This window comes from Acidovorax sp. GW101-11A03, from assembly GCF_059424825.1.
Map to the genome: position 1 here is coordinate 41,226 of NZ_JBWKZU010000033.1, position 20,192 is coordinate 61,417.

The following is a 20,192-nucleotide window of genomic DNA, read 5'->3' on the forward strand; positions in this document are numbered from 1 at the left end:
GGAGCGCTTATTCGCTCTCGCTCGCTCGTCCGCCGGCTGTACGACCGTCGTTGTCTTACTTGCGGGATTTTGTGTTGGCCTTTGTCGCCGGTGCGGCGGCGGGGGCTGGGGCCTCTGCCTTGGGGCGCCCCGTCTTGATGGAGGGCACGGCCTGCAGCGCGCCGCGCAGCGCAGTGTCAGACAGGCCTGCCAATACCTTGAGGCCTGCGCGCAGCAATTCGCTCTTCTTGACTGGCTGCGCCAGGGTGGCAGCGCGCTGCTTGAGCGTTTCGATCACTGCATACTCATCCTTGGGGATGGTGAAGCTGTCGCGCACCAGTTTGGGCTTCTTGGCCTTGACGTCCTTGGCAACGACTGTCGCAGCAGCTTTGGGTGCCTTGGGTGCTACAGTTTTTTTAGTGACAGGCGCCTTCTTGGTTTCGGCTTTTTTGGCAGGCTCGGTTGCGGCGCTGGCTGCAGGTTTGGCTGCTTTGGCGGGCTTGATGGCCTTGGCAGGTTGTGCCGAAGGGGCGGGGGCTGCCGGAGAGGTCGTAGTACCGGATGTAGAGGTCGCGTTGGTCATGGCAATAAATCAATAAACGATATAAACAGTTTATATAGTTTATTGCCGATTGCTACGGTAGGTCAATGAGTAGCTCCCAAGGCGTTTTTTGCCAGGCCTGTGCCTCTTCACGCAGAAGGTGTGCGGACTGCGGGTACGCAGCGGCCCAGCCGACCCGTGTGCGGATAAAGAGGCGTTGCCCATTGCACTGCAGCGTCAGGCCGGCGGTGTCTGGGGCGCGGCGCGCGTGGCACAGGGCCACAGCAAGCCGCAGACAGAGTAGTTGAAGCACGAAGATGGGGTCATCCAGGTCCACGCCGAGCTTGCGGACCTTGCCACGCTGACCTTGCACGAGCACGCCGAGCCGGTGCAACTCAGGCACGGCAAAGCCAGCGGCATCGGTGTTGTCGAGGATGTAGGCGCCGTGGCGGTGCGCGTCGCTGTGCGAGATGAGGCAGCCGATCTCGTGCAGGCGGGCTGCCCAGTCCAGTTTGCGCGATGCGCGCTCACTGCCCTGCGGGGCTGCCTGGTCGAACAGCGCGCACGCCGTGCGTGCCACCCGCTCCGCATGTTCCAGGTCCACGCCAAAGCGGTGCATGAGCCCGTTCACGGTGGTGGTTCGAAGATCGGTCTCGGGTTGTTCGCGGTCGAGCAGGTCGTAGAGCGCGCCTTGGCGCAACGCGCCTTGCGCCACCTGCATTTCGTTGATCTCCAGAAGGTCAAAGATGGCGCGCAGCACACTGATGCCGCCCCCGATCACGGCGCGCCGCTCTTCTTTCAGCCCTTCCATGCGCAGGCGGTCGGCGCTTTGTGCGCGCAAGATGCGGTCATGAAGCCAGTTCAAGCCGTCGCGCGTAATCAGGCCTTCGGGCCCACCTGCGGCAGCCAGCACATCCCCCACGGCGCCTGCGGTGCCCGAAGACCCATAGGCGACCTCCCAGGCGTCGGGCCGGAAGGTCGCCAGGGCCTCGTCCAGCACCGCCTTGGCCGCAATTTCTGCCGCCAGGAAGGCCTGGGTCGTGAACTCGCCATGGGCAAAGTAGCGCTGGGACCAGGCAACACTTCCCACGCGAAACGAGGCGACGGCATGTGGGGTGAACTGCTGGCCGAGGATGAATTCGGTGGAGCGCCCTCCGATATCCACCACCAGCCGCCGTTCATCCGATTGAGGCAGAAGCCGCGCCACGCCCTGATAGATCAGGCGGGCTTCTTCGGGGCCGGACACCACGTCGATGGGGTAGCCCAGTACCTCGCTGCCGCGCGACAGGAATTCCTCGCGGTTGCGGGCTTCCCGCAGGGTTTGGGTGGCCACGGCCCGGACCTGGGCCCGGGGGAAACCTGCTAGCCGCTCGCCAAATCTCGCCAGACAGGCCCAGCCCCGCTCCATGGCGTCTTGTGTCAAGTTCCGGTTCTCATCCAGTCCGTTGCCCTGGCGCACGGTCTCCTTGAGGTATTCCACCCGTTGTATGTGACCGAACTCATAGCGCCCGATTTCAAGGCGAAAGCTGTTGGAGCCGAGGTCTACCGCGGCGAGGCGTGTGCCGTTCTGCATGGGATTCTGGTGAAAGCGTCGTGCGGCATCGTACCGCGAGCTTCTGAGGGGCTGGGGCAGCAAATCCCCTGTCAGCCGGAGCAGGGGGATTTTTTAGAACACTGGAGTGTGTGCCTCATTTATGACAAATGGGTGACTTCAACCGGGTGTTCATCGTCACTTGTGTGGCAATGGCCTGAGGGTGGCCATTTGTGTCACTGAATTGTCATCTTGGAGCCCTAGAGTTCAGCCTGTTCCTGTCAACCCTAGCCAAAAGGTACTGAATAATGAAACGCACATTTCTCAAAACCGTCGCTCTAGCCTTGGCCTCCCTGGCCGTTGGCAGTGCTTTCGCGGCGGATATCACCGGTGCGGGTGCCACCTTTCCATTCCCCATGTATGCCAAGTGGGCGGAAGCCTACAAGAAGGAAACAGGGACAGGTCTCAATTACCAGTCCATCGGTTCTTCCGGTGGCATTCGCCAGATCCGTGCCAAGACCGTTGTTTTTGGTGCCACGGATGCCCCGGTGTCTGGCGCAGACCTCGACAAGGATGGCATGGTGCAGTTTCCCGCCGTCATCGGCGGCACGGTGCCCGTGATCAACCTGGACGGTTTCAAGCCCGGCGAGCTGCGCGTGACGGGCCCCGTGCTGGCCGAAATTTTCCTGGGCAAGATCGCCAAGTGGAATGACGCCAAGCTGGCTGCATTGAACCCCGGCAAGACCCTGCCCGACCAGAACATCACCGTAGTCCATCGTGCAGATGGTTCCGGCACCACCTTCAATTGGACGGACTACCTGTCTGCTGTCAGCAAGGAGTGGGCCGACACGGTGGGCAAGGGCGCCGCCGTCAAGTGGCCTGCTGCATCGTCGGTGGGCGGCAAGGGCAACGAAGGCGTTGCAGCCAACGTGACCCGTGTAAAGGGTGCCGTGGGTTATGTGGAATACGCCTACGTCAAGAAGAACAACATGAACTTTCTGCAACTGCAGAACGCCGACGGCAAGTATGTGAGCCCGGACGACGCCACGTTTGCCGCCGCTGCCGCCAGCGCCGACTGGTTCAGCGTGCCTGGCATGGGTATTTCGATGGTGAATGCCAAGGGCGCCAACAGCTGGCCGGTCAGCACGGCCTCCTTCATCCTGATGTACAAGGACCCCGCCGACAAGGCCCAGTCGGCCGAAGTGCTGAAGTTCTTTGACTGGGCGTTCAAGAACGGCAAGGGCATGGCCGCAGAGCTGGACTATGTGCCCCTGCCCGACAGCCTGACCGCCGAGATCCGCTCCAAGGTGTGGTCGCAAATCAAGAAGTAACCAGTCTGCTCCAAAATAGCGCCCATCGGTCGGCCTGGCTGGCCGATGGGCGCTGGTTTGTGGGGCCTCCAGAAGCCAGATGGGAGTCAACATGAGCGTGGGAACCACCATGAGTTCACAACCCGCGTCTGTCAAAGTGACGGGCGCCCCCACTAAGTCGATGGTGTCGATTGCCAAGCGGCAGCGACTTCAGGACATTTTTTTCCATCGGCTGACCCAGAGCCTCTCTTTGCTGGTGCTGGCTGCGTTGCTCGGCATCATCGTCTCGCTCTTCATATACGCGTGGCCAGCTTTTCACAAGTTTGGCGTCCAATTCATCTGGCGCGTGGAGTGGGACATCGTCAATGAAGAATTCGGTGCCGCCATTGCCATCGTCGGCACGCTGGCCAGCGCAGGCATTGCGCTGCTGATCGCGGTGCCGCTGGCCTTCGGCATCGCCCTGTTTCTGACCGAAACCTGCCCGGTGTGGCTGCGCCGCCCGCTGGGCACAGCGGTAGAGCTGCTGGCGGCCGTGCCGTCCATCATCTACGGCATGTTCGGCCTGTTCGTGTTTGCCCCGCTGTTTGCCGACTACTTCCAGATGCCTGTGCAGAAACTGCTCGGCTCCATGCCGCTGGTGGGTTTCCTGTTTGGTGGCAGCACCAATGGTTTCGGCATCCTGGCAGCGGGCATCGTGCTCGCCTTCATGGTTTTGCCCTTCGTGGCAGCCGTGATGCGCGACGTGTTCGAGATCGTGCCCCCCATCTTGCGCGAATCGGCCTATGGCCTGGGCTGCACGACCTGGGAGGTGGTGCGCCGCGTGGTGCTGCCCTACACGCAGAAGGGCGTGATTGGTGGCGTGATGCTGGGCCTGGGGCGCGCGCTGGGTGAGACCATGGCGGTGACCTTTGTGATTGGCAATGCCAACCGCATGCCGACCTCGCTGTTTTCGCCAGGTACCTCCATCGCTTCGACACTGGCCAACGAGTTTGGCGAAGCGGCGGATTTCCACCTCTCCACGCTGTTTGCCCTGGGCTTTCTGCTCTTCGTGATCACCTTTGTGGTGTTGTCGGCCGCCAAGATCATGCTGCTGCGCGCCGAGAAGGCCAAGGGCCTTTGAGCCCCCATGAAACCCTCTATCGAGACAAGCTCCATGGAATTCAACCAACAACTCTACAAAAAGCGCCAGCGCTCCAATGCCATCGGTCTGACCCTGTCCCTGGGTGCCATGGTGCTGGGCCTGTTTGTGCTGCTCTGGATCCTGAGCGTGCTGCTGACCAACGGCTTCGCTGCGCTGGACTGGAACATGTTCACCCAGTCCACGCCAGCGCCCGGCTCGGAAGGCGGCGGTCTGGCCAATGCCATCGTGGGCAGCCTGCTGATGGTGGGCTTCACCGTGCTGGTGTCTACCCCCATCGGCGTGTTGGCTGGCGTGTACCTGGCCGAATACAGTGAGCAGAGCAAGGTGGCGGAACTGACCCGGTTCGTGACCGACATCATGCTGTCGGCACCATCCATCGTGTTGGGCCTGTTCGTCTATGCGATTGCCGTGGCCACAGTAGGCAACTTCTCCGGCTGGGCAGGCAGCCTGGCGCTGTCGCTGATCGCTGTGCCCGTGGTCGTTCGCACGACCGAAAACATGCTGCGCCTGGTGCCCGGCAGCCTGCGCGAAGCCGCCTTTGCCCTGGGCGCTCCGCGCTGGAAGGTGTCCACCATGGTCACTCTGCGCGCTGCCCGCAGCGGCGTGATGACCGGCCTGCTGCTGGCCGTGGCCCGCATCAGCGGAGAAACAGCTCCTTTGCTGTTCACGGCGCTGAACAACCAGTTCTTCAGCACCAACATGAATGCGCCCATGGCCAACCTGCCCGTGGTGATCTTTCAGTTTGCGCTGAGCCCCTACGAAAACTGGGTGCGCCTGGCCTGGGGCGGCGCGCTGCTGATCACGCTCTCGGTGCTGATTCTCAACATCGTGGCGCGGGTGTTCCTGCGCGAGAAAAACCGCGTCTGACCCGGCCCGCAGACCTCACTGCAGACACTGACAAGACAGTCTCCATCTTCAGGAATTGACATGAACGCCACTGCTACCGCCACTGCCAGCAAGAACGCGCTGGAGCTGCGCAACCTGAGCTTTTTCTACGGCAAGTTCCAGGGCCTGCGCAACGTGAGCCTCAACATCGCAGAACACAAGGTCACCGCTTTCATCGGCCCCTCGGGCTGCGGCAAGTCCACGCTGCTGCGCACGCTGAACCGCATGTACAGCCTGTACCCCGGCCAGCGCGCTGAGGGCTCCATCAACTTCTACGGTCAAGACATCCTGGACCCCAAGCAGGACATCAACCTGCTGCGTGCCCGCATCGGCATGGTGTTCCAGAAGCCCACGCCGTTTCCCATGTCCATCTACGACAACATCGCGTTTGGCGTGAAGCTGTATGAAAGCCTGAGCAAGAGCGAGATGGATGACCGCGTGGAATGGGCGCTGTCCAAGGCCGCGCTGTGGACCGAAGTGAAGGACAAGCTGCACCAGAGCGGCCTGTCGCTGTCCGGCGGCCAGCAGCAGCGCCTGTGCATCGCGCGCAGCGTGGCGGTGAAGCCATCGGTGCTGTTGCTCGACGAGCCCACCTCGGCGCTGGACCCGCTGTCCACCGCCAAGATCGAAGAGCTGATCGACGAACTCAAGCACGACTACACGATCGCCATCGTGACCCACAACATGCAGCAGGCCGCGCGCTGCAGCGACTACACGGCCTACATGTACCTCGGCGAAATGATCGAGTTCGGCGCCACCGAGCAGATCTTCTTCAAGCCCGAGCGCAAGGAAACCGAAGACTACATCACCGGCCGTTTCGGCTAAGGAGACAACGAGATGCCCGATAAACATCTTTCCTCGCAGTTCGACAGCGAACTCAACAGCGTCTCTGCCCGCGTCATGGAGATGGGCGGCCTCGTGGAGTCGCAGATCCGCCAGGCGGTCTACGCGCTTTCGCAGTTCAGCCTGGAAGCCGTGGACACCGTGGCCTCGATGGAGACCCGCATCAATGCGATGGAGGTCGAGATCGACCAGGAGCTGTCTTCCATCATCGCCCGCCGCCAGCCCACCGCGCGCGACCTGCGCCTGCTGCTGGCCTTCTCCAAGGCCACGGCCAACCTGGAGCGCATGGGTGACGAGGCCAACAAGATGGCCCGCATGGTGCGTTCCATCATCGAGAGCGGTGCCCCGCGCTCGCTGCCGTCGAGCGACCTGCGCACGGCGGCTGAGTTGGCCTCGGGTCTGCTGCGCAAGACGCTGGATGCGTTTGCGCGCCTGGATGTGAAGGCTGCCGTTGCCATCCTCAAGGAGGACGACCTCATCGACAAGGAGTTCGATGGCTTCGTGCGCAAGCTCATCACCTACATGATGGAAGACCCCCGCACCATCTCGCCCAGCCTGGACCTGCTGTTCCTGGCCAAGGCTATCGAGCGCATCGGAGACCATTCCAAGAATGTGGCCGAGCTGATCATCTATCTGGTCAAAGGCAAGGATGTGCGCCACACTGCCCTCGACGAGATCGAGTCGGCCGTGCTGTAAGAAGAAAGGGCTTTGGCAACACCATGAGAAAGCTCCCACGCGTCCTCATCGTCGAGGACGAACCCGCGATTGCCGAGCTGATCGCCGTCAATCTGCGCCACAACGGATTCCAGCCTTTCTGGGCAGAAGACGGCGACTCCGCCCAGCGCGAGCTCGATGCCGTGCTGCCGGATGTCATCCTGCTCGACTGGATGCTGCCCGGCCAGAGCGGCCTGTCGCTGGCCCGCAAATGGCGCGCCGACAGCCGCACCAAGCCCATCCCCATCCTCATGCTGACCGCCCGTGGCGACGAGCCGGACAAGGTGGCGGGTTTGGACGCCGGTGCCGACGACTACATCACGAAGCCGTTCTCCACGCAGGAGCTGCTGGCCCGCATCCGCGCCGTGCTGCGCCGCCGCGCTCCTGAACAAGTGAGTGACAGCGTGACGATTGGCGAACTGGTGCTCGATGCTGCGACCTACCGCGTGTCCTACCAGGCGCAGCCCCTGAAGGTGGGGCCCACCGAATTCAAGCTGCTGCACTTTCTGATGAAACACGCCGAGCGTGTGCACAGCCGTTCGCAACTGCTGGACAAGGTATGGGGTGACCATGTGTTCATTGAAGAGCGCACGGTGGATGTGCATGTGAAGCGCCTGCGCGAGGCGCTGGGCGGCGCATCGGTGATGGTGGAAACCGTGCGGGGCGCGGGCTACCGGCTCACGGCACAGCCACAGGTGCAATTGCAGCAGGCCTGAAACGGCGTGGACGAACCCGGCGTGCCCGTGCCCTGGACGGGCCGGGGCCTTGCATACCGTCTGAGCCGGTTCTCCTTGTGATGTAAACGGGGCGCACGCGTTGCGCCCCTGGTGTTTTTGAAAAGGCTTTGCTGAGCGCATGCTGTGGCGAATTACGTATTTCCTGCTCTGGCAGATTGCGGGCGGAGGGCTGGGCTGGTGGGAGGGTGGCCCCTGGGGGGCGGCCTTGGGCGCAGCGCTGGCGGGCTGGGCCTGGTTTGTGTGGGATCTGCTGCGCGGCGTGCGGGTGCTGCGTTGGCTGCGCACCGGCGATCTGGTGAATGTGCCCGTGATGCGTGGCATCTGGGGCGAGGCGGCGGACCGCGCCCGGCGCCTGCTGCGCCGGCAGGAGGCGCTGGTCCGCGACAGCCAGGACCGGTTACAGGAGATCCTGGCCGCGCTGCAGGCTTCGCCCAATGGCGTGGTGCTGCTCGATGCGCAGGGCCGCATCGAGTGGTGCAACCAGATGGCGGCGAGCCAGTTTGGTTTTGATGCCCAGCGCGATGTAATGCAGTCCATCGGCAACCTGCTGCGCAACCCCGAGTTCACGGCCTACTTCGCAGCCAAGGATTTCTCCAGCGACGTGGTGCTGGAGGGGCGCCTGAGCACGTCGTCGCGCCCGGTGCGCATCTCGGTGCACCTGCACCCGTATGGTGACGGGCGCACCTTGCTGCTCTCGCGCGATGTCACGGCACTGGAGCAGGCCGACGCCATGCGGCGCGACTTTGTGGCCAATGTGTCGCACGAGATCCGCACCCCCCTCACCGTGCTCACGGGTTTTGTCGAAACCCTGCAGACCCTGCCCCTGAGTGCTGATGAGCGCGCCCGCTACCTGGGCATGATGGCGCAGCAGGCCCAGCGCATGCAAAGCGTGGTGCAGGATCTGCTCACCCTGTCGCGCCTGGAGGGCAGCCCGCTGCCTGGCATGGCCGAATGGACGCCCGTGCAGTCGCTGATGCAGCGCTGCGAGGAGGAGGGCCGGGCGCTGTCGGCACTGCTCACGCAGAACCAGCAGCGCACGCATGAGATCCGCTTCCCGACAGCCGAGGCCTTGCGCAGCGAGGGCGAGATTGCTGGTGTGCCCGCCGAGCTGCAAAGCGCCTTGTCCAACCTGGTCAACAACGCCGTGCGCTACACGCCCGCTGGCGGCTCCATCGCTGTGGTGTGGGAGCGCAAGGAAGACGGCTGTGCTGTGTTTTCGGTGCAGGACACCGGCCCCGGCATCGCGCCCGAGCACATTCCGCGCCTGACAGAGCGCTTTTACCGTGTGGACCGCAGCCGCTCGCGCGAAACGGGCGGCACGGGCCTGGGGCTGGCCATCGTCAAGCATGTGCTGCAGCGCCACGGCGCCACGCTCGACATATCCAGCACCCTGGGCAAGGGCTCGGTGTTTTCGGTCACCTTCCCTGCAAACCGGCTGCGTGGTTTTGCTCTGCCGGGGTGATGGCCCGCCAGAGCATGGCTATGAACAGGGCGGCCGTGACCGCCAGGGCGGCAGCGCTGGCCGCCCAGAACGGGATGGGCGAAGGGGCCTGCGCCCAGGGGCCGTGGCCAGCGTAGGCCAGCCAGTAGCCTCCGCCCAGGCCCGCACCCCAGAGCAGGGTGCAGTACACGGCCAGCGGGGCCAGGGTGATGCGGTAGCAGCGCAGCACAAAAACACACAGGGTTTGCAGCGCATCGGCCACATGGTAGGCGGCAACCCACACCAGCACGCCCCCGGTCATCGCCACCACGCTGGCGTTGGCCGAGTACACGCTTCCAATATGGTCTTTTGCTATCAATAACATAGCTGCAAAGGCAATACCAGCAGGCGCAGAAAGCCTGAAACCTATGAAAACAACCTTGCGCGCCTGCGCCGGGTTGCCCGCACCCAGCCAGTAACTTACCCGCGCGCTGGTGGCGATGGCCAATGACAGCGGCACCATGTAGAGCACGGCGGCCAGGTTGGCGGTAATCTGGTGGGCTGCGGATGCCGTAGTGCCCTGGCGCGCGATGAACAAAGCCATCAGCGTGAACGAGGTCACCTCGACCATCACCGCCAGGCCCGCAGGAATGCCCAGCCGCGCGAAGCCCGCAATGGTGGGCCAGTGGGGCGGTTCCATGCGGCGCCACAGGTCCAGGGGTTCGTAGAGGTCTTGCGTGCGCAGCAGCCAGATGGCCAGGGCCAGCATGCTGCAGTTGACGACCAGGGTGGCCCAGGCGCAACCCACCACGCCCTGCGCGGGCAGGCCCGCACCACCAAACGTGAACCACACCGACAGCGGCAGCTTGATGAACAGCGAGCCCACCTGCAGCCAGGTCACCAGCTGGGGCTTGCCCAGAGCCTGGTTCAGCGTGCTGTAGATGCGGAACAGCAGGGCCGGGGGCAGCGCGAGCGCCAGCACGGCCAGGTAGTTTTCCACGTCGGGTTGCAGTGCGGCTGGCACATCGGTCCAGCGCAGGATGGGCCCCGGCGAGAGCAGGATGGCCATGCCCGCCACCGAGGCAGCGCCACACAGATACAGGGCCTGGCGCAGCGAGCGGCCCACCCCCTCGGTCTCGCGCGCACCGCGCTGCTCGGCCCACACGGGCAGCAGCGCCTGCAGCACGCCAATCAGCGCCACATAGACGCTGATGAAAATGGCCGAGCCCACGGATAGCGCGGCGAGCGAGGCTTCGCTGTAGCGGCCAGCCACAATGGTGTCCGTCACGCCAAACGCCATGACAGCCAGTTGCCCGGCCAGCACCGTCAGGGCATGCCGGGTAATGGTGGAGCGTTCCGACATCAGCGCGCCGGGCCTTTGCGGCGCAGCAGCAGCAGGTGGTCGTTCTTGTCCGTCGGGCGGGGCAGGGTGGCCTTGAGCTCCCACAAGGCAGCGTTGACCATGCGTTCAGACGCGGGCCAGGATGCGATGTCTGCCAGCAGCCACTGGCATTCGTCCTGCAGGCCCGCCCGCTGCAGCGAGAGCCGGCCGTGGTACTGCAGCGCGGCCACCTGGGCGCGGCTCAGTCCCACCGTCTGGATGCACCCGGGCTCCGGCCCCATTGCCGCCAACACACTGCGCACCTGCGGGGTGTAGCTGCGCGCATAGTCCAGCAGCGGCAGCCACAGCGTCATCAGCAGCACCCAGCCCAGGGCGGCACCGCCAGCGGGCAGCACCAGGCTTTTCCAGATCGGGGCGCGGTTGCGGGACGCGCGCCACCAGACAAGCCCACACCAGCCCACGGTGGCGGCCAGGGCCACCACCAGGGCCAGGGTTGAAAACTGGGGCTCGAAGCCTGGAGCCAGCTTGGCTACATTGGCGGCGGGCTTGGCGGGCACGCCGGTCTGCATGGCGATCCAGATCACCCAGATCGCCAGTGCGGACACGGTGAAGAACAGCAGCGTGAACCAATCGATCAGGGCCCCCACGCTGCGGCGTAGGGTGGGCAGTGCAAACGCTGCCAGCGCCGCCATGGCGGGCAGGCCCAGCAACAGGGCGCGGTCTGCAGGCTGGGTGCTGAGGGTGGCGGCAACGGAAACCACCAAGAACCACAGCGGCAGCAGCAGATGCCGGTGGCCCTGGCGGCTCACGATCTGCTTGCGCCAGCGCCACAGGGTCCACAGCGCCAGCGGCCAGGCGGGCCAGCCAAACCATATCAGTAGCCGCACCAGGCTCTGCCACTCCTTGGCGCCTGTACCGCCGCCCACAATGCGCCAGCGCCACAGGTCCAGCGCCCAGGCCGCCCAGGCTGCCAGCAGCGTGACGGCCAGCAAGCCCAGCGCCCAGGGCCACCGGCGGTCGGTGCTGCTGCCTGGGGCCAGCGCTACCAGCGCCATGCTGCCAATGCCCAGCATCGCGGCCAGGGCAGGGGCCCCGGCCAGCGTCAGCCCGAGCAGGCCTACCACCAGCGCAATGGCTGGTGCCACGGTGCGATGGGGCATGGCGGCTACCGCAAAAAAGAGCAGTGCGGTGCAGCTGAGCTGCACCAGATAGCTGGTGGTTTCGTGCGACAGCTGGGCCAGTCCCAGGCAGGCGATCAAGGCCAGCAGTGCGCCATCTGCAATCGCACGGGCATAGTCGAGCGGAGGGGCCTCGCCGCCAAACGCAAACGCCACGGGCTGTGCGCCGGGGCTGCGGGCCAGGTAGTACACGCCGTACCAAGTCGCTATGAATGTGAGAGCCAGCAGCCCGGCAAACGGGATGCGCACGGCCATCTCGGCCGACAGCCAAGAGGGCGCGATCTGCATGGCGAAGGCACCCAGCCAGTAGGGCAGCAGCCCCTCGGTTTCGGGGGGCATGCCGCCCAGCAGGGGAGCGAGCCATGGTGTGCGGCCCTGGGCCAACTCCAGCATGTAGCCAAACGCCGTGACGTCGGCATTCTTCCAGGGGTCACGCCCCACAAAGCCCGGCACCACATAGGCAATGCACAGCAGCAGCAACGCCCAGCGTGGAAGCGGGCTCACGGCGTTCTGGGTAACGATGGCGGGGGTCGGTGGGGTCACGCGTCAGTGGGCAGCAATGCGAGGAGCCACCGAGAATAAGGGCAAAAACAAAGAAAAAGGCAGCCCGGTTGCCCGGGCTGCCTTTTTGGCGGGAACGCAGGAGGCGAATTACTTCGCTGCGGTCTTGCCGAAACGGTTGCGGAAGCGCTCCACGCGGCCACCCATGTTGTCCACGGACTTTTGCGTGCCGGTGTAGAAGGGGTGCGATTCAGAGGAGGTGTCCAGCTTGAACAGCGGGTATTCCTTGCCTTCGAAGGTTTCGGTTTCCTTCGTGTTCACGCACGAGCGGGTCACGAACTTGAAGCCGTTGGACAGGTCCACGAACAGAACTTCGCGGTAGTTGGGGTGAATGCCTTCTTTCATGATCTTCCTTTGAGTCAACTGCGGGAGCCGCACCGGCCAGTCCGATGTACTTTCCGCAAGAAAAAGCCCTCTATTATTGCATAGACGGCGATTTCTCCATTTTCAGGTTTCCAGCGTTTGTTCGAAACTGCCACGGCAGCCCATGCGAGAACCGCCGCGCAAGGGCCGCCCCGCTCCGCTGGCGGTGTCCCCCTTCCCGAATTGCAGCGCAATTCGAGAGACGGGGGAAGGCGCAAAGCGCCTCAGGGGGATGTCACCCGCCTCTTCGCATCATGTCGAAGAAGTCCACATTGGTCTTGGTGGCCTTCATGTTCTTGATCATCAGCTCCATGGACTCGATCTCGTCCATGTTGTACATGAACTGGCGCAGGATGCGGGTCTTCTGCAGGATCTCGGGCGCCAGCAGCAACTCTTCGCGGCGTGTGCCGCTCTTGTTCAGTTCGATGGCGGGGAACACACGCTTCTCGTACAGGCGGCGGTTCAAGTGGATTTCGCAGTTGCCCGTGCCCTTGAACTCTTCAAAGATCACTTCGTCCATGCGGCTGCCGGTATCGACCAGCGCAGTGGCGATGATGGTCAGCGAGCCGCCTTCCTCGACCTTGCGCGCGGCGCCAAAGAAGCGCTTGGGGCGCTGCAGTGCAGCAGCGTCCACGCCACCCGACAGCACCTTGCCGCTCGATGGCACGACGTTGTTGTAGGCGCGGGCCAGGCGGGTGATGGAGTCCAGCAGGATTACCACATCCTTCTTCAGTTCGACCAGGCGCTTGGCGCGCTCGATCACCATTTCGGCCACATGCACATGGCGCGCGGCGGGCTCATCGAAGGTCGATGCAATGATGTCGCCCTTGACCGTGCGCTGCATTTCGGTCACTTCTTCCGGACGCTCGTCCACCAGCAGCACCATCAGGTGCACATCGGGGTTGTTGGCGGTGATAGCGTGGGCAATGTGCTGCATCATCACCGTCTTGCCGCTCTTGGGTGGCGCCACGATCAGTGCGCGCTGGCCCCGGCCGATGGGGGCAATGATGTCGATGATGCGACCGGTGATGTTCTCGTCGCCCTTGATCTCGCGTTCCAGGCGCATCTGCTCCTTGGGGAACAGAGGCGTCAGGTTTTCGAACATCACCTTGTGCTTGTTCTGCTCGGGCGGTCCGCCATTGACCGAGTCGAGCTTGGTCAGGGCAAAGTAGCGCTCGCCGTCCTTGGGCGTGCGCACCTCGCCTTCGATCATGTCGCCGGTGTGCAGGTTGAAGCGGCGCACCTGGCTGGGGCTGATGTAGATGTCGTCCGTGCTCGCCGTGAAGCTGGTATCGGGGCTGCGCAAGAAGCCAAATCCGTCAGGCAGGATTTCCAGCACGCCATCCGCAAACACCTGCTCGCCCGCCTTAGCGCGCTTCTTGATGATGGCAAACATCAGCTCCTGTTTGCGCATCCGTCCCGTGTTTTCGATTTCGAGTTCTTCGGCTTGCTTCAGGACTTCAGACACGTGCAGTGCCTTGAGTTCGTTTAAGTGCATGGAGTGACTCCTTGGCGGAGCTGGTAAGAATCTTGGGGGAGGGGGCTGGTGCCGGAAGGGCTGCTGTTTGCAGGCCCGGCCCGCCGGGGATCTTGGTCCGGCTGCCAATGCGTGCAGGCCGGTGATCGAGGGGAATTATGACAGGAAAAAAAGCAGGTGCTTCAGGGGTGTGCTATGAGCAGCTGCATGCAGCGCCACTCTGGCACTGCATGCATGCCATATGCACCCAAAAAAATGCCCCGCAGGCAGCGCACCAGCGGGGCTTGGGGGATCAGGCCAGTTGCTGATCGATGAAGGCGGTCAGTTGTGCCTTGCTCATCGCGCCGACCTTGGTGGCGGCCAGTTGGCCGTCCTTGAACAGCATCAGGGTGGGGATCCCGCGGATGCCGAACTTGGCGGGGATCTCGCGGTTCTCGTCCACATTCATCTTCGCAATCTGCAGCTTGCCCTGGTAGGTGCCTGCGACTTCATCCAGGATGGGGGCAATCATCTTGCAGGGGCCGCACCATTCGGCCCAGTAGTCCACCAGCACGGCGGAGCCGGGTTGGAGCACGTCGGCTTCAAAGCTGGCGTCAGAGACATGTTTGATGAGTTCGCTGGCCATGGCGGAATTCCTTGATCTTGGGCGGGTTGGAACCGGTGTACGTTTAAAGTCAGGGCATTGTGACAGAAACCAATCCCCCATTCACCGGTATGGCCGGGGCTTGCGACGCTATGACTGTCATAGCGAAAAGCGATCAGTGCGCAGGCTGGAGCATGGGCCTGTGGCAGCGCGCATTGGCCCAGGTCGCCGCGCATGCCAGCGCCCAGGGCGCTCACCTGGCACGCACCTTGGTGCTGGTGCCCTACGCGCAGCTCATGCCCTGGGCCCAGCGCCACTGGGCGTTGCAGTTTCCGCAAGGCTTTGCGCCGCGCTTTGAAACCACCCGCAACTGGGCCCGCCAACTGCAGGTGTTTGAGCCTTCGGCCGACGACTTTGCGGGCGACGTGGCGCGCGACACCCTCACGGCCCGCGCGTTGCTCGACCGCGTGGGGCAGGGCGCCCAGCGCGAGATGCTGGCCACGCCCCTGCAAGAAGCCGCCGCCCAGTTGGCCCCCGCCGTGGCTGCAGTGCCCCCAGCGCAGCGCGCCGCCTGGGGCGACGAGGCCCGCAAACTGATGGCCACCGCCGATGAAGGCAGCAGCCTGCATTACGAGGCCCTGGTGGCGCGTCTGGCGCTCGAATGGGTGCTGGCCTCGCGCCACGCCACCGATGTGCTGTTCGAGCCCGGTGTGCGCGCGGCGGTGGATGCGCTGGTGGTGCTCGAAGGTTTTCAGTCTGACGCGCTGCCCCAGGCCCTGCTGGCCCATTGGGGCGAGCAGGGGGCTTGCGTTGCGCTGCCAGCATTGGTCGATGAAGCTCCCGCGCCGCCAAAGCGCGCTCTGCATGCCGCCACCGATGCCGAAGACGAAGCCCACCGCGCCGCCGCCTGCGTGCTGGCCCATGTGCGCAATGGCCGTGTGCCCGTGGCGCTGGCCGCTACCGACCGCGCGCTGATCCGCCGCGTGCTGGCCCACCTGGACGGCAGCGGCGTGCTGGTGCGCGACGAGAGCGGCTGGATTCTCTCGACCACACGCGCCGCTTCACGGGTCATGGCCGCGCTGCAGGCTGCGGCATGGAACGCCTCGTCCAACGCGGTGCTGGACTGGATCAAGCACACCCCTGCGCTGATGCCGGGCGAGGTCAATCGGCTGGAGCAATGGCTGCGCAAGGGCGTGGTGCAGCACTGGGCCGCCGCCGCCGCGCGGGATCTGAGCGCGCAGCCCCAGTTGGCTCGCACCGTGGCTACGGTAGAGGCCTGGCGCGAATCCTTGCGCGCCGTGCGCCCGCTGGCGCAGTGGCTGCCCGCCCTGCGCGCCGTGCTGGAGCAAGCCGGCCAGTGGCAAGGCCTGCAGGCCGACCCGGCGGGCATGCGCGTGTCGGCCGCCCTGCGCCTGCAAGACGGCCAGCAGGCCGAGCTGGACGGCTGGGGCGACAGCGCGGGTCGCCGCATGACGCTGGCCGAATTCACCCGCTGGGCCAGGGACGTGCTCGAAGCCGGGCGCTACGTGGCCGCCCAGGCCGCCGATGCGCCCGTGGTCGTGTTGCCGCTGCCCCAGTTGCTTGCCCGCCCCTTTGCCGCCGCCGTGCTGCCGGGCTGCGATGAAAAGCGCCTGCAGGCTGCGCCGGAGCCTGCGGGCGACTGGTCGCAGGCTCAGCGCGAGGCCTGGGGCCTGCCCACACGCCAGTCGCTGGAGGCCGCCCAGCGGGCCGCCTGGGCCCACGCGCTGCGCACGCCCGTGGTGGACGTGCTGTGGCGCACCGGCGATGAGGGCGGCGAGCCCCTGCTGGCCAGCGCCCTGGTGCTGGCCCTGCAACTGGATGGCGCCGCTACACCCGGCACGGACGACCGTGCGGCCCGTGCCGTGGCCGCCACCCCAACGCTGCGTCCCCAGCCCGTGGGCCAGGCGTTGCCGGTGGCGCACCTGTCCTCCACCGCGTATTCCGACCTGCGCCATTGCCCCTACCGCTTCTTTGCACAGCGCCAGCTGGGTCTGCGCGAGGCTGACGAACTGGATGCCGAAGTGGACAAGCGCGACTTTGGCAACTGGCTGCACGCCGTGCTGCAACACTTTCACGAGGTGTTGCTGGCTGAGCCCACCGACCACCCGGACGAGCGCCGCGCCCGCATGGACGCCGCCGCCGAAGCCGTGACCCGCGAGCAATGCCTGCAAGACGGTGACTTTCTGCCCTTCGCCGCAGGCTGGGCGCAACTGCGCGACGGCTACCTGCAATGGCTGGCAGGGCACGAGCAGCGGGGCGCCACCTTCCGCCAGGCCGAGGTCAAGGCCCGCCAGCCGCTGGGCGACTTGGAGCTGGTTGGCACCCTCGACCGAATCGATGGTGTCTCGTCCACTGGCGAGCCCACGGTACTGGTCATTGACTACAAAACCGAAAGCGACAGCGTGACCCGCCAGCGCATCAAGAGCGGAGCGGAGGACACGCAACTGGCCTTCTACGCCGCCCTGCTGAGCCACGACACCCTGCGCGCTGCCTACGTCAACGTGGGCGAGCGCGGTGAAACGAGCATGCACGAGCAGGACGAGGTGGTGCACCTGCGCGATGTGCTCATCGAAGGCATTCAGCACGACATGGCCCGCATTGCCGCCGGGGCTCCGCTGCCCGCGCTGGGCGAGGGCTCGGTGTGCGAGTTTTGCGCCGTGCGGGGCCTGTGCCGCAAAGACATGTGGGCAGACACTGAACAGGCGTTGCCCGCGCAAGAGACGCCATGACCGTCAGCATTTCACAACCCACCCAGGCCGCCTACGAACACAACGGCCGCCCCGTCTCACGTGAGGCGTTCTACGCCATTGCCTGCGACCCTGCCCGCAGCGTGGCGGTGGAGGCCTGCGCCGGTGCGGGCAAGACCTGGATGCTGGTCTCGCGCATGCTGCGAGCGCTGCTCGACGGCTGCGCGCCGCACGAGATCCTGGCCATCACCTTCACCAAAAAGGCCGCGGGCGAGATGCGCCAGCGTTTGCAGGAATGGCTGGAAGAGTTCAGCCACAAGCCGCTGGAGGAGCTGACGGCCGAGCTGATTGCACGCGGAATAAGCCCCCAGGGCGCACTGGGCAAGCGCGAGGCGCTACAAAATTTATACCGCCAGCTGCTCGAAGCAGGCCGCCCGGTGCAGATCCGCACCTTCCACAGCTGGTTTGCCGCGTTGCTGGGCACGGCCCCGATGGCGCTGTTGCAGCAGCAAGGCCTGCCCGCGCACTTTGAGCTGCTCGAAGACGATGCTGAGGCCGTGCGTGAGGTGTGGCCGCCGTTCTTGCAGACCGTGGCTGACAGCGCCAGCCTGCGTGCCGACTACGAAGCCGTGGTGGCCCGCCATGGCCGCTCGCAAACGCACAAAGCCTTGGCAGCGGCACTGGCCAAACGCGTGGAGTTTGATCTGGCTGACGACGCGGGCGTGGTCGATGCCTCGGTGCCGCCCTTCCAGCAGGCGTACCCCGGCCTGGCTGCCTTTGTCGAGCCCGCCGAGGCCTTGCAGACCGAAGCCGCCCTGCAGCGCTGGCGCAGCTATGCCAGTGCTTTGGGCGCAGAGTCCAACAAGACCCCGCAAAAGGCAGCGGACGCAATCATCGATGCGCTGGCCTGCACCGACCTGAACCTGCGCCTGGACATGCTGCGCAAAGCGATGTTCGTCGCCAAGGAAGACCGCCTGTCGAAGAACCTGGAGAAGTTCCCCGTCGCGCAAGAGGCCGAGCCCGAGCTGCAGCACCTGCTGGTGGCCCGCCGCCAGCACGAGGCCTGGCAGCACCAGCAGCGCATGGCCCGGCTGGCGCGCTGCCTGATTGCGCAGTTTGTGGCCGTCAAGCAGCAGCACGGCTGGGTGGACATGAACGATGTGGAGCGCACGGCCCTGGTCATGCTGGCCGACCCGGTGCTCAGTGGCTGGGTGCAGGAGCGGCTCGATGCGCGCATCCGCCACTTGCTGGTCGATGAGTTCCAGGACACCAACCCGCTGCAGTGGCAGGCACTGCATGCGTGGCTGGCGGGCTATGCGGGCTCGGGCGGCGGGTCTGCCGCGCCCAGCGTGTTCATCGTGGGCGACCCCAAGCAGAGCATCTACCGCTTTCGCCGAGCCGAGCCGCAGGTGTTCATCGCTGCGCAGGCCTTTGTGCGCGACGGGTTGGGCGGCGACCTGCTCAGCTGCGACCACACGCGCCGCAACGCGCAGGGCGTGATTGCCGCCGTCAACGCCGTCATGGGGCAGGCCCAGGCGCAGCACGAGACCAGCGGCTTTCGCGACCACACCACCGAATCCAAGCACCTCGGCCAGCTGCTGTGCCTGCCCGCCATCACCGATGCGGACGACGACAGCCCAGGTGCCGTGCGCGACCCCCTGGCTTGGCGCGACAGCCTGACCGAACCCCGCCACGAGGCCGAAGAAACCCAGCGCATGCGCGAATGCACCCAGGCCGCCGCCTGGGTGGCCGCGCAGATCGCCAGCGGCACGCCACCCAAGGAGGTGCTGGTGCTGGCCCGCAAGCGCGACCGCCTGGCCAGCATGCAAGACGCTTTGCGCGCCCTGCACCTGCCCTGCGTGCAGCCCGAAAAGGCCGACCTCTTCGACGCGCCCGAGGTACAGGACATGGTGGCGCTGCTGGATGTGCTGGTCTCGCCCACGCACGACCTGTCTTTGGCCCGTGCACTCAAGTCGCCCTTGTTTGGACTGGGCGATGACGCCCTGGTGGCCCTGGCCGCGCTGCGCCGTCAGAGCGAGCATGTGAGCAGCTGGTTTGATTTGCTATCAAAAAATGAGCTACCAGGGCATGACCATCAGGCGGTAGGGGCTGTTTTTACCCAATACCAAGCCTGGGTGGATAGCCTGCCGCCGCATGATGCGCTGCATGCCATCTACGAACATGGCGATGTGCTGGCCCGCTTTGCCGCCGCCGCCCCAGTCACCCAGCGCCAGGCAGTGCAGGCCAACTTGCGCGCGCTGCTGGCCGCCGCGCTGCAGCACGATGGCGGCCGCTACCTCACGCCCTATGCGTTTGTGCGGGCCATGAAGAAGGGTGGCGTGCGCGCCCCCGGACGGGCCGATGCGCAGGCCATCCGGCTGCTGACGGTGCACGGCGCCAAGGGCCTGGAGGCCGACTGCGTGCTGCTGCTGGACACCGACACCCGCCCGCAAAAAGCCGAGACCATGGGCGTGCTGGTGGACTGGCCGGGCGAGCAGGCCGTGCCCTCGGCCTTCGTCTTTTTGGCCAGCGAATCGAATCCGCCGCCCAGCGCAGAAGCCGCGCTGGCCGCCGAGCAGCAGGCCCGCAGCCGCGAGGAGCTGAACATGCTCTACGTGGCCATGACGCGTGCCAAATACTGCCTGGCGCTGTCGTCCGTGTTGCCCAGCAATTCGGCGCCGGGCAGTTGGTGGAACCGGCTGGCACCCCTGGTGACCGAGGTGGACGCGGGCACGGCCCCGGCGCCTTCCGCCGGAGCCGGGGCAACCCCCGACACTTTCACCATCGCCGCGCTGAAACCCTTGCCCGAGGCCCTGCAAAGCGCCCGCACCAAACCGGGTGCAGCAGCCGCCGACCCCAGTGGCGCCACGCCCGTGGCC

The 20,192-nt window shown here is 65.2% G+C and carries 16 protein-coding genes; 9 read left to right on the top strand and 7 right to left on the bottom strand.

Features of this window, described 5'->3' with window-relative positions:
• Window positions 1–55: 55 nt before the first annotated feature.
• The gene (locus AC07Z7_RS14890) at window positions 56–562 is read right to left on the bottom strand and encodes a hypothetical protein (protein ID WP_252658274.1); all 507 of its coding nucleotides are present in this window, start codon (window positions 560–562) and stop codon (window positions 56–58) included.
• A gap of 52 nt (window positions 563–614) precedes the next feature.
• A complete protein-coding gene (locus AC07Z7_RS14895; protein ID WP_494766702.1) occupies window positions 615–2,093 on the bottom strand; it encodes a Ppx/GppA phosphatase family protein in 1,479 nt (492 codons plus the stop codon).
• A 266-nt stretch (window positions 2,094–2,359) separates the two neighbouring features.
• Here AC07Z7_RS14895 and pstS point away from each other — a divergent pair, with 266 nt between their 5' ends.
• The 7 genes from pstS (at window position 2,360) to phoR (ending at window position 9,143) form a co-directional block, all read left to right on the top strand.
• Window positions 2,360–3,382, top strand: coding sequence for a phosphate ABC transporter substrate-binding protein PstS (pstS, locus tag AC07Z7_RS14900; protein WP_494766703.1), 1,023 nt, complete (start codon window positions 2,360–2,362; stop codon window positions 3,380–3,382).
• Between the two features lie 79 nt (window positions 3,383–3,461).
• Window positions 3,462–4,481 (top strand): phosphate ABC transporter permease subunit PstC, encoded by a 1,020-nt coding sequence (pstC, locus tag AC07Z7_RS14905; protein ID WP_063459538.1) that lies wholly within the window; start codon window positions 3,462–3,464, stop codon window positions 4,479–4,481.
• A gap of 33 nt (window positions 4,482–4,514) precedes the next feature.
• Window positions 4,515–5,369, top strand: a complete 855-nt coding sequence (gene pstA / locus AC07Z7_RS14910; RefSeq protein WP_094287902.1) for a phosphate ABC transporter permease PstA — start codon at window positions 4,515–4,517, stop codon at window positions 5,367–5,369.
• A gap of 60 nt (window positions 5,370–5,429) precedes the next feature.
• Window positions 5,430–6,212, top strand: coding sequence for a phosphate ABC transporter ATP-binding protein PstB (gene pstB / locus AC07Z7_RS14915; RefSeq protein ID WP_094287903.1), 783 nt, complete (start codon window positions 5,430–5,432; stop codon window positions 6,210–6,212).
• Between the two features lie 12 nt (window positions 6,213–6,224).
• Window positions 6,225–6,926 carry a phosphate signaling complex protein PhoU gene (phoU, locus tag AC07Z7_RS14920; RefSeq protein ID WP_094287905.1) on the top strand — a complete coding sequence of 234 codons (702 nt, stop codon included), beginning with the start codon at window positions 6,225–6,227 and terminating at the stop codon, window positions 6,924–6,926.
• Between the two features lie 23 nt (window positions 6,927–6,949).
• Window positions 6,950–7,660 (top strand): phosphate regulon transcriptional regulator PhoB, encoded by a 711-nt coding sequence (phoB, locus tag AC07Z7_RS14925; protein ID WP_063459542.1) that lies wholly within the window; start codon window positions 6,950–6,952, stop codon window positions 7,658–7,660.
• A 139-nt stretch (window positions 7,661–7,799) separates the two neighbouring features.
• Window positions 7,800–9,143 carry a phosphate regulon sensor histidine kinase PhoR gene (gene phoR, locus AC07Z7_RS14930; RefSeq protein ID WP_494766704.1) on the top strand — a complete coding sequence of 448 codons (1,344 nt, stop codon included), beginning with the start codon at window positions 7,800–7,802 and terminating at the stop codon, window positions 9,141–9,143.
• On the opposite strand, the gene AC07Z7_RS14935 is transcribed toward phoR, so the two are convergent.
• From AC07Z7_RS14935 to trxA, 5 genes are all read right to left on the bottom strand, one after another.
• A complete protein-coding gene (locus AC07Z7_RS14935; RefSeq protein WP_494766705.1) occupies window positions 9,097–10,464 on the bottom strand; it encodes an MATE family efflux transporter in 1,368 nt (455 codons plus the stop codon). The genes phoR and AC07Z7_RS14935 overlap by 47 nt on opposite strands.
• On the bottom strand, window positions 10,464–12,164 hold the full coding sequence (locus AC07Z7_RS14940; RefSeq protein ID WP_494766706.1) for a hypothetical protein: 1,701 nt from the start codon (window positions 12,162–12,164) through the stop codon (window positions 10,464–10,466). The genes AC07Z7_RS14935 and AC07Z7_RS14940 overlap by 1 nt, the downstream gene beginning before the upstream one ends.
• Before the next feature lie 108 nt (window positions 12,165–12,272).
• Window positions 12,273–12,527 carry a type B 50S ribosomal protein L31 gene (locus AC07Z7_RS14945; protein WP_044396829.1) on the bottom strand — a complete coding sequence of 85 codons (255 nt, stop codon included), beginning with the start codon at window positions 12,525–12,527 and terminating at the stop codon, window positions 12,273–12,275.
• Between the two features lie 253 nt (window positions 12,528–12,780).
• Complete coding sequence (rho, locus tag AC07Z7_RS14950; protein WP_094287913.1) at window positions 12,781–14,043, bottom strand: transcription termination factor Rho; 1,263 nt, start codon at window positions 14,041–14,043, stop codon at window positions 12,781–12,783.
• Window positions 14,044–14,314: 271 nt separating this feature from the next.
• Window positions 14,315–14,647, bottom strand: a complete 333-nt coding sequence (gene trxA, locus AC07Z7_RS14955) for a thioredoxin TrxA (RefSeq protein ID WP_008906761.1) — start codon at window positions 14,645–14,647, stop codon at window positions 14,315–14,317.
• A gap of 110 nt (window positions 14,648–14,757) precedes the next feature.
• Between trxA and AC07Z7_RS14960 the strand changes: the two genes are divergently transcribed.
• Window positions 14,758–17,355 carry a PD-(D/E)XK nuclease family protein gene (locus AC07Z7_RS14960; RefSeq protein ID WP_494766707.1) on the top strand — a complete coding sequence of 866 codons (2,598 nt, stop codon included), beginning with the start codon at window positions 14,758–14,760 and terminating at the stop codon, window positions 17,353–17,355.
• Window positions 17,352–20,192: UvrD-helicase domain-containing protein (locus tag AC07Z7_RS14965; RefSeq protein ID WP_494766708.1), on the top strand; the 2,841-nt coding region annotated here is incomplete at its 3' end. The genes AC07Z7_RS14960 and AC07Z7_RS14965, both read left to right, overlap by 4 nt.

Coding starts and splice junctions, on each gene's coding strand:
- AC07Z7_RS14890 (WP_252658274.1), bottom strand. CDS start 562: ATGACCAACGCGACCTCTACATCCGGTACTACGACCTCTCCGGCAGCC.
- AC07Z7_RS14895 (WP_494766702.1), bottom strand. CDS start 2,093: ATGCAGAACGGCACACGCCTCGCCGCGGTAGACCTCGGCTCCAACAGC.
- pstS (WP_494766703.1), top strand. CDS start 2,360: ATGAAACGCACATTTCTCAAAACCGTCGCTCTAGCCTTGGCCTCCCTG.
- pstC (WP_063459538.1), top strand. CDS start 3,462: ATGGGAGTCAACATGAGCGTGGGAACCACCATGAGTTCACAACCCGCG.
- pstA (WP_094287902.1), top strand. CDS start 4,515: ATGGAATTCAACCAACAACTCTACAAAAAGCGCCAGCGCTCCAATGCC.
- pstB (WP_094287903.1), top strand. CDS start 5,430: ATGAACGCCACTGCTACCGCCACTGCCAGCAAGAACGCGCTGGAGCTG.
- phoU (WP_094287905.1), top strand. CDS start 6,225: ATGCCCGATAAACATCTTTCCTCGCAGTTCGACAGCGAACTCAACAGC.
- phoB (WP_063459542.1), top strand. CDS start 6,950: ATGAGAAAGCTCCCACGCGTCCTCATCGTCGAGGACGAACCCGCGATT.
- phoR (WP_494766704.1), top strand. CDS start 7,800: ATGCTGTGGCGAATTACGTATTTCCTGCTCTGGCAGATTGCGGGCGGA.
- AC07Z7_RS14935 (WP_494766705.1), bottom strand. CDS start 10,464: ATGTCGGAACGCTCCACCATTACCCGGCATGCCCTGACGGTGCTGGCC.
- AC07Z7_RS14945 (WP_044396829.1), bottom strand. CDS start 12,527: ATGAAAGAAGGCATTCACCCCAACTACCGCGAAGTTCTGTTCGTGGAC.
- rho (WP_094287913.1), bottom strand. CDS start 14,043: ATGCACTTAAACGAACTCAAGGCACTGCACGTGTCTGAAGTCCTGAAG.
- trxA (WP_008906761.1), bottom strand. CDS start 14,647: ATGGCCAGCGAACTCATCAAACATGTCTCTGACGCCAGCTTTGAAGCC.
- AC07Z7_RS14960 (WP_494766707.1), top strand. CDS start 14,758: ATGACTGTCATAGCGAAAAGCGATCAGTGCGCAGGCTGGAGCATGGGC.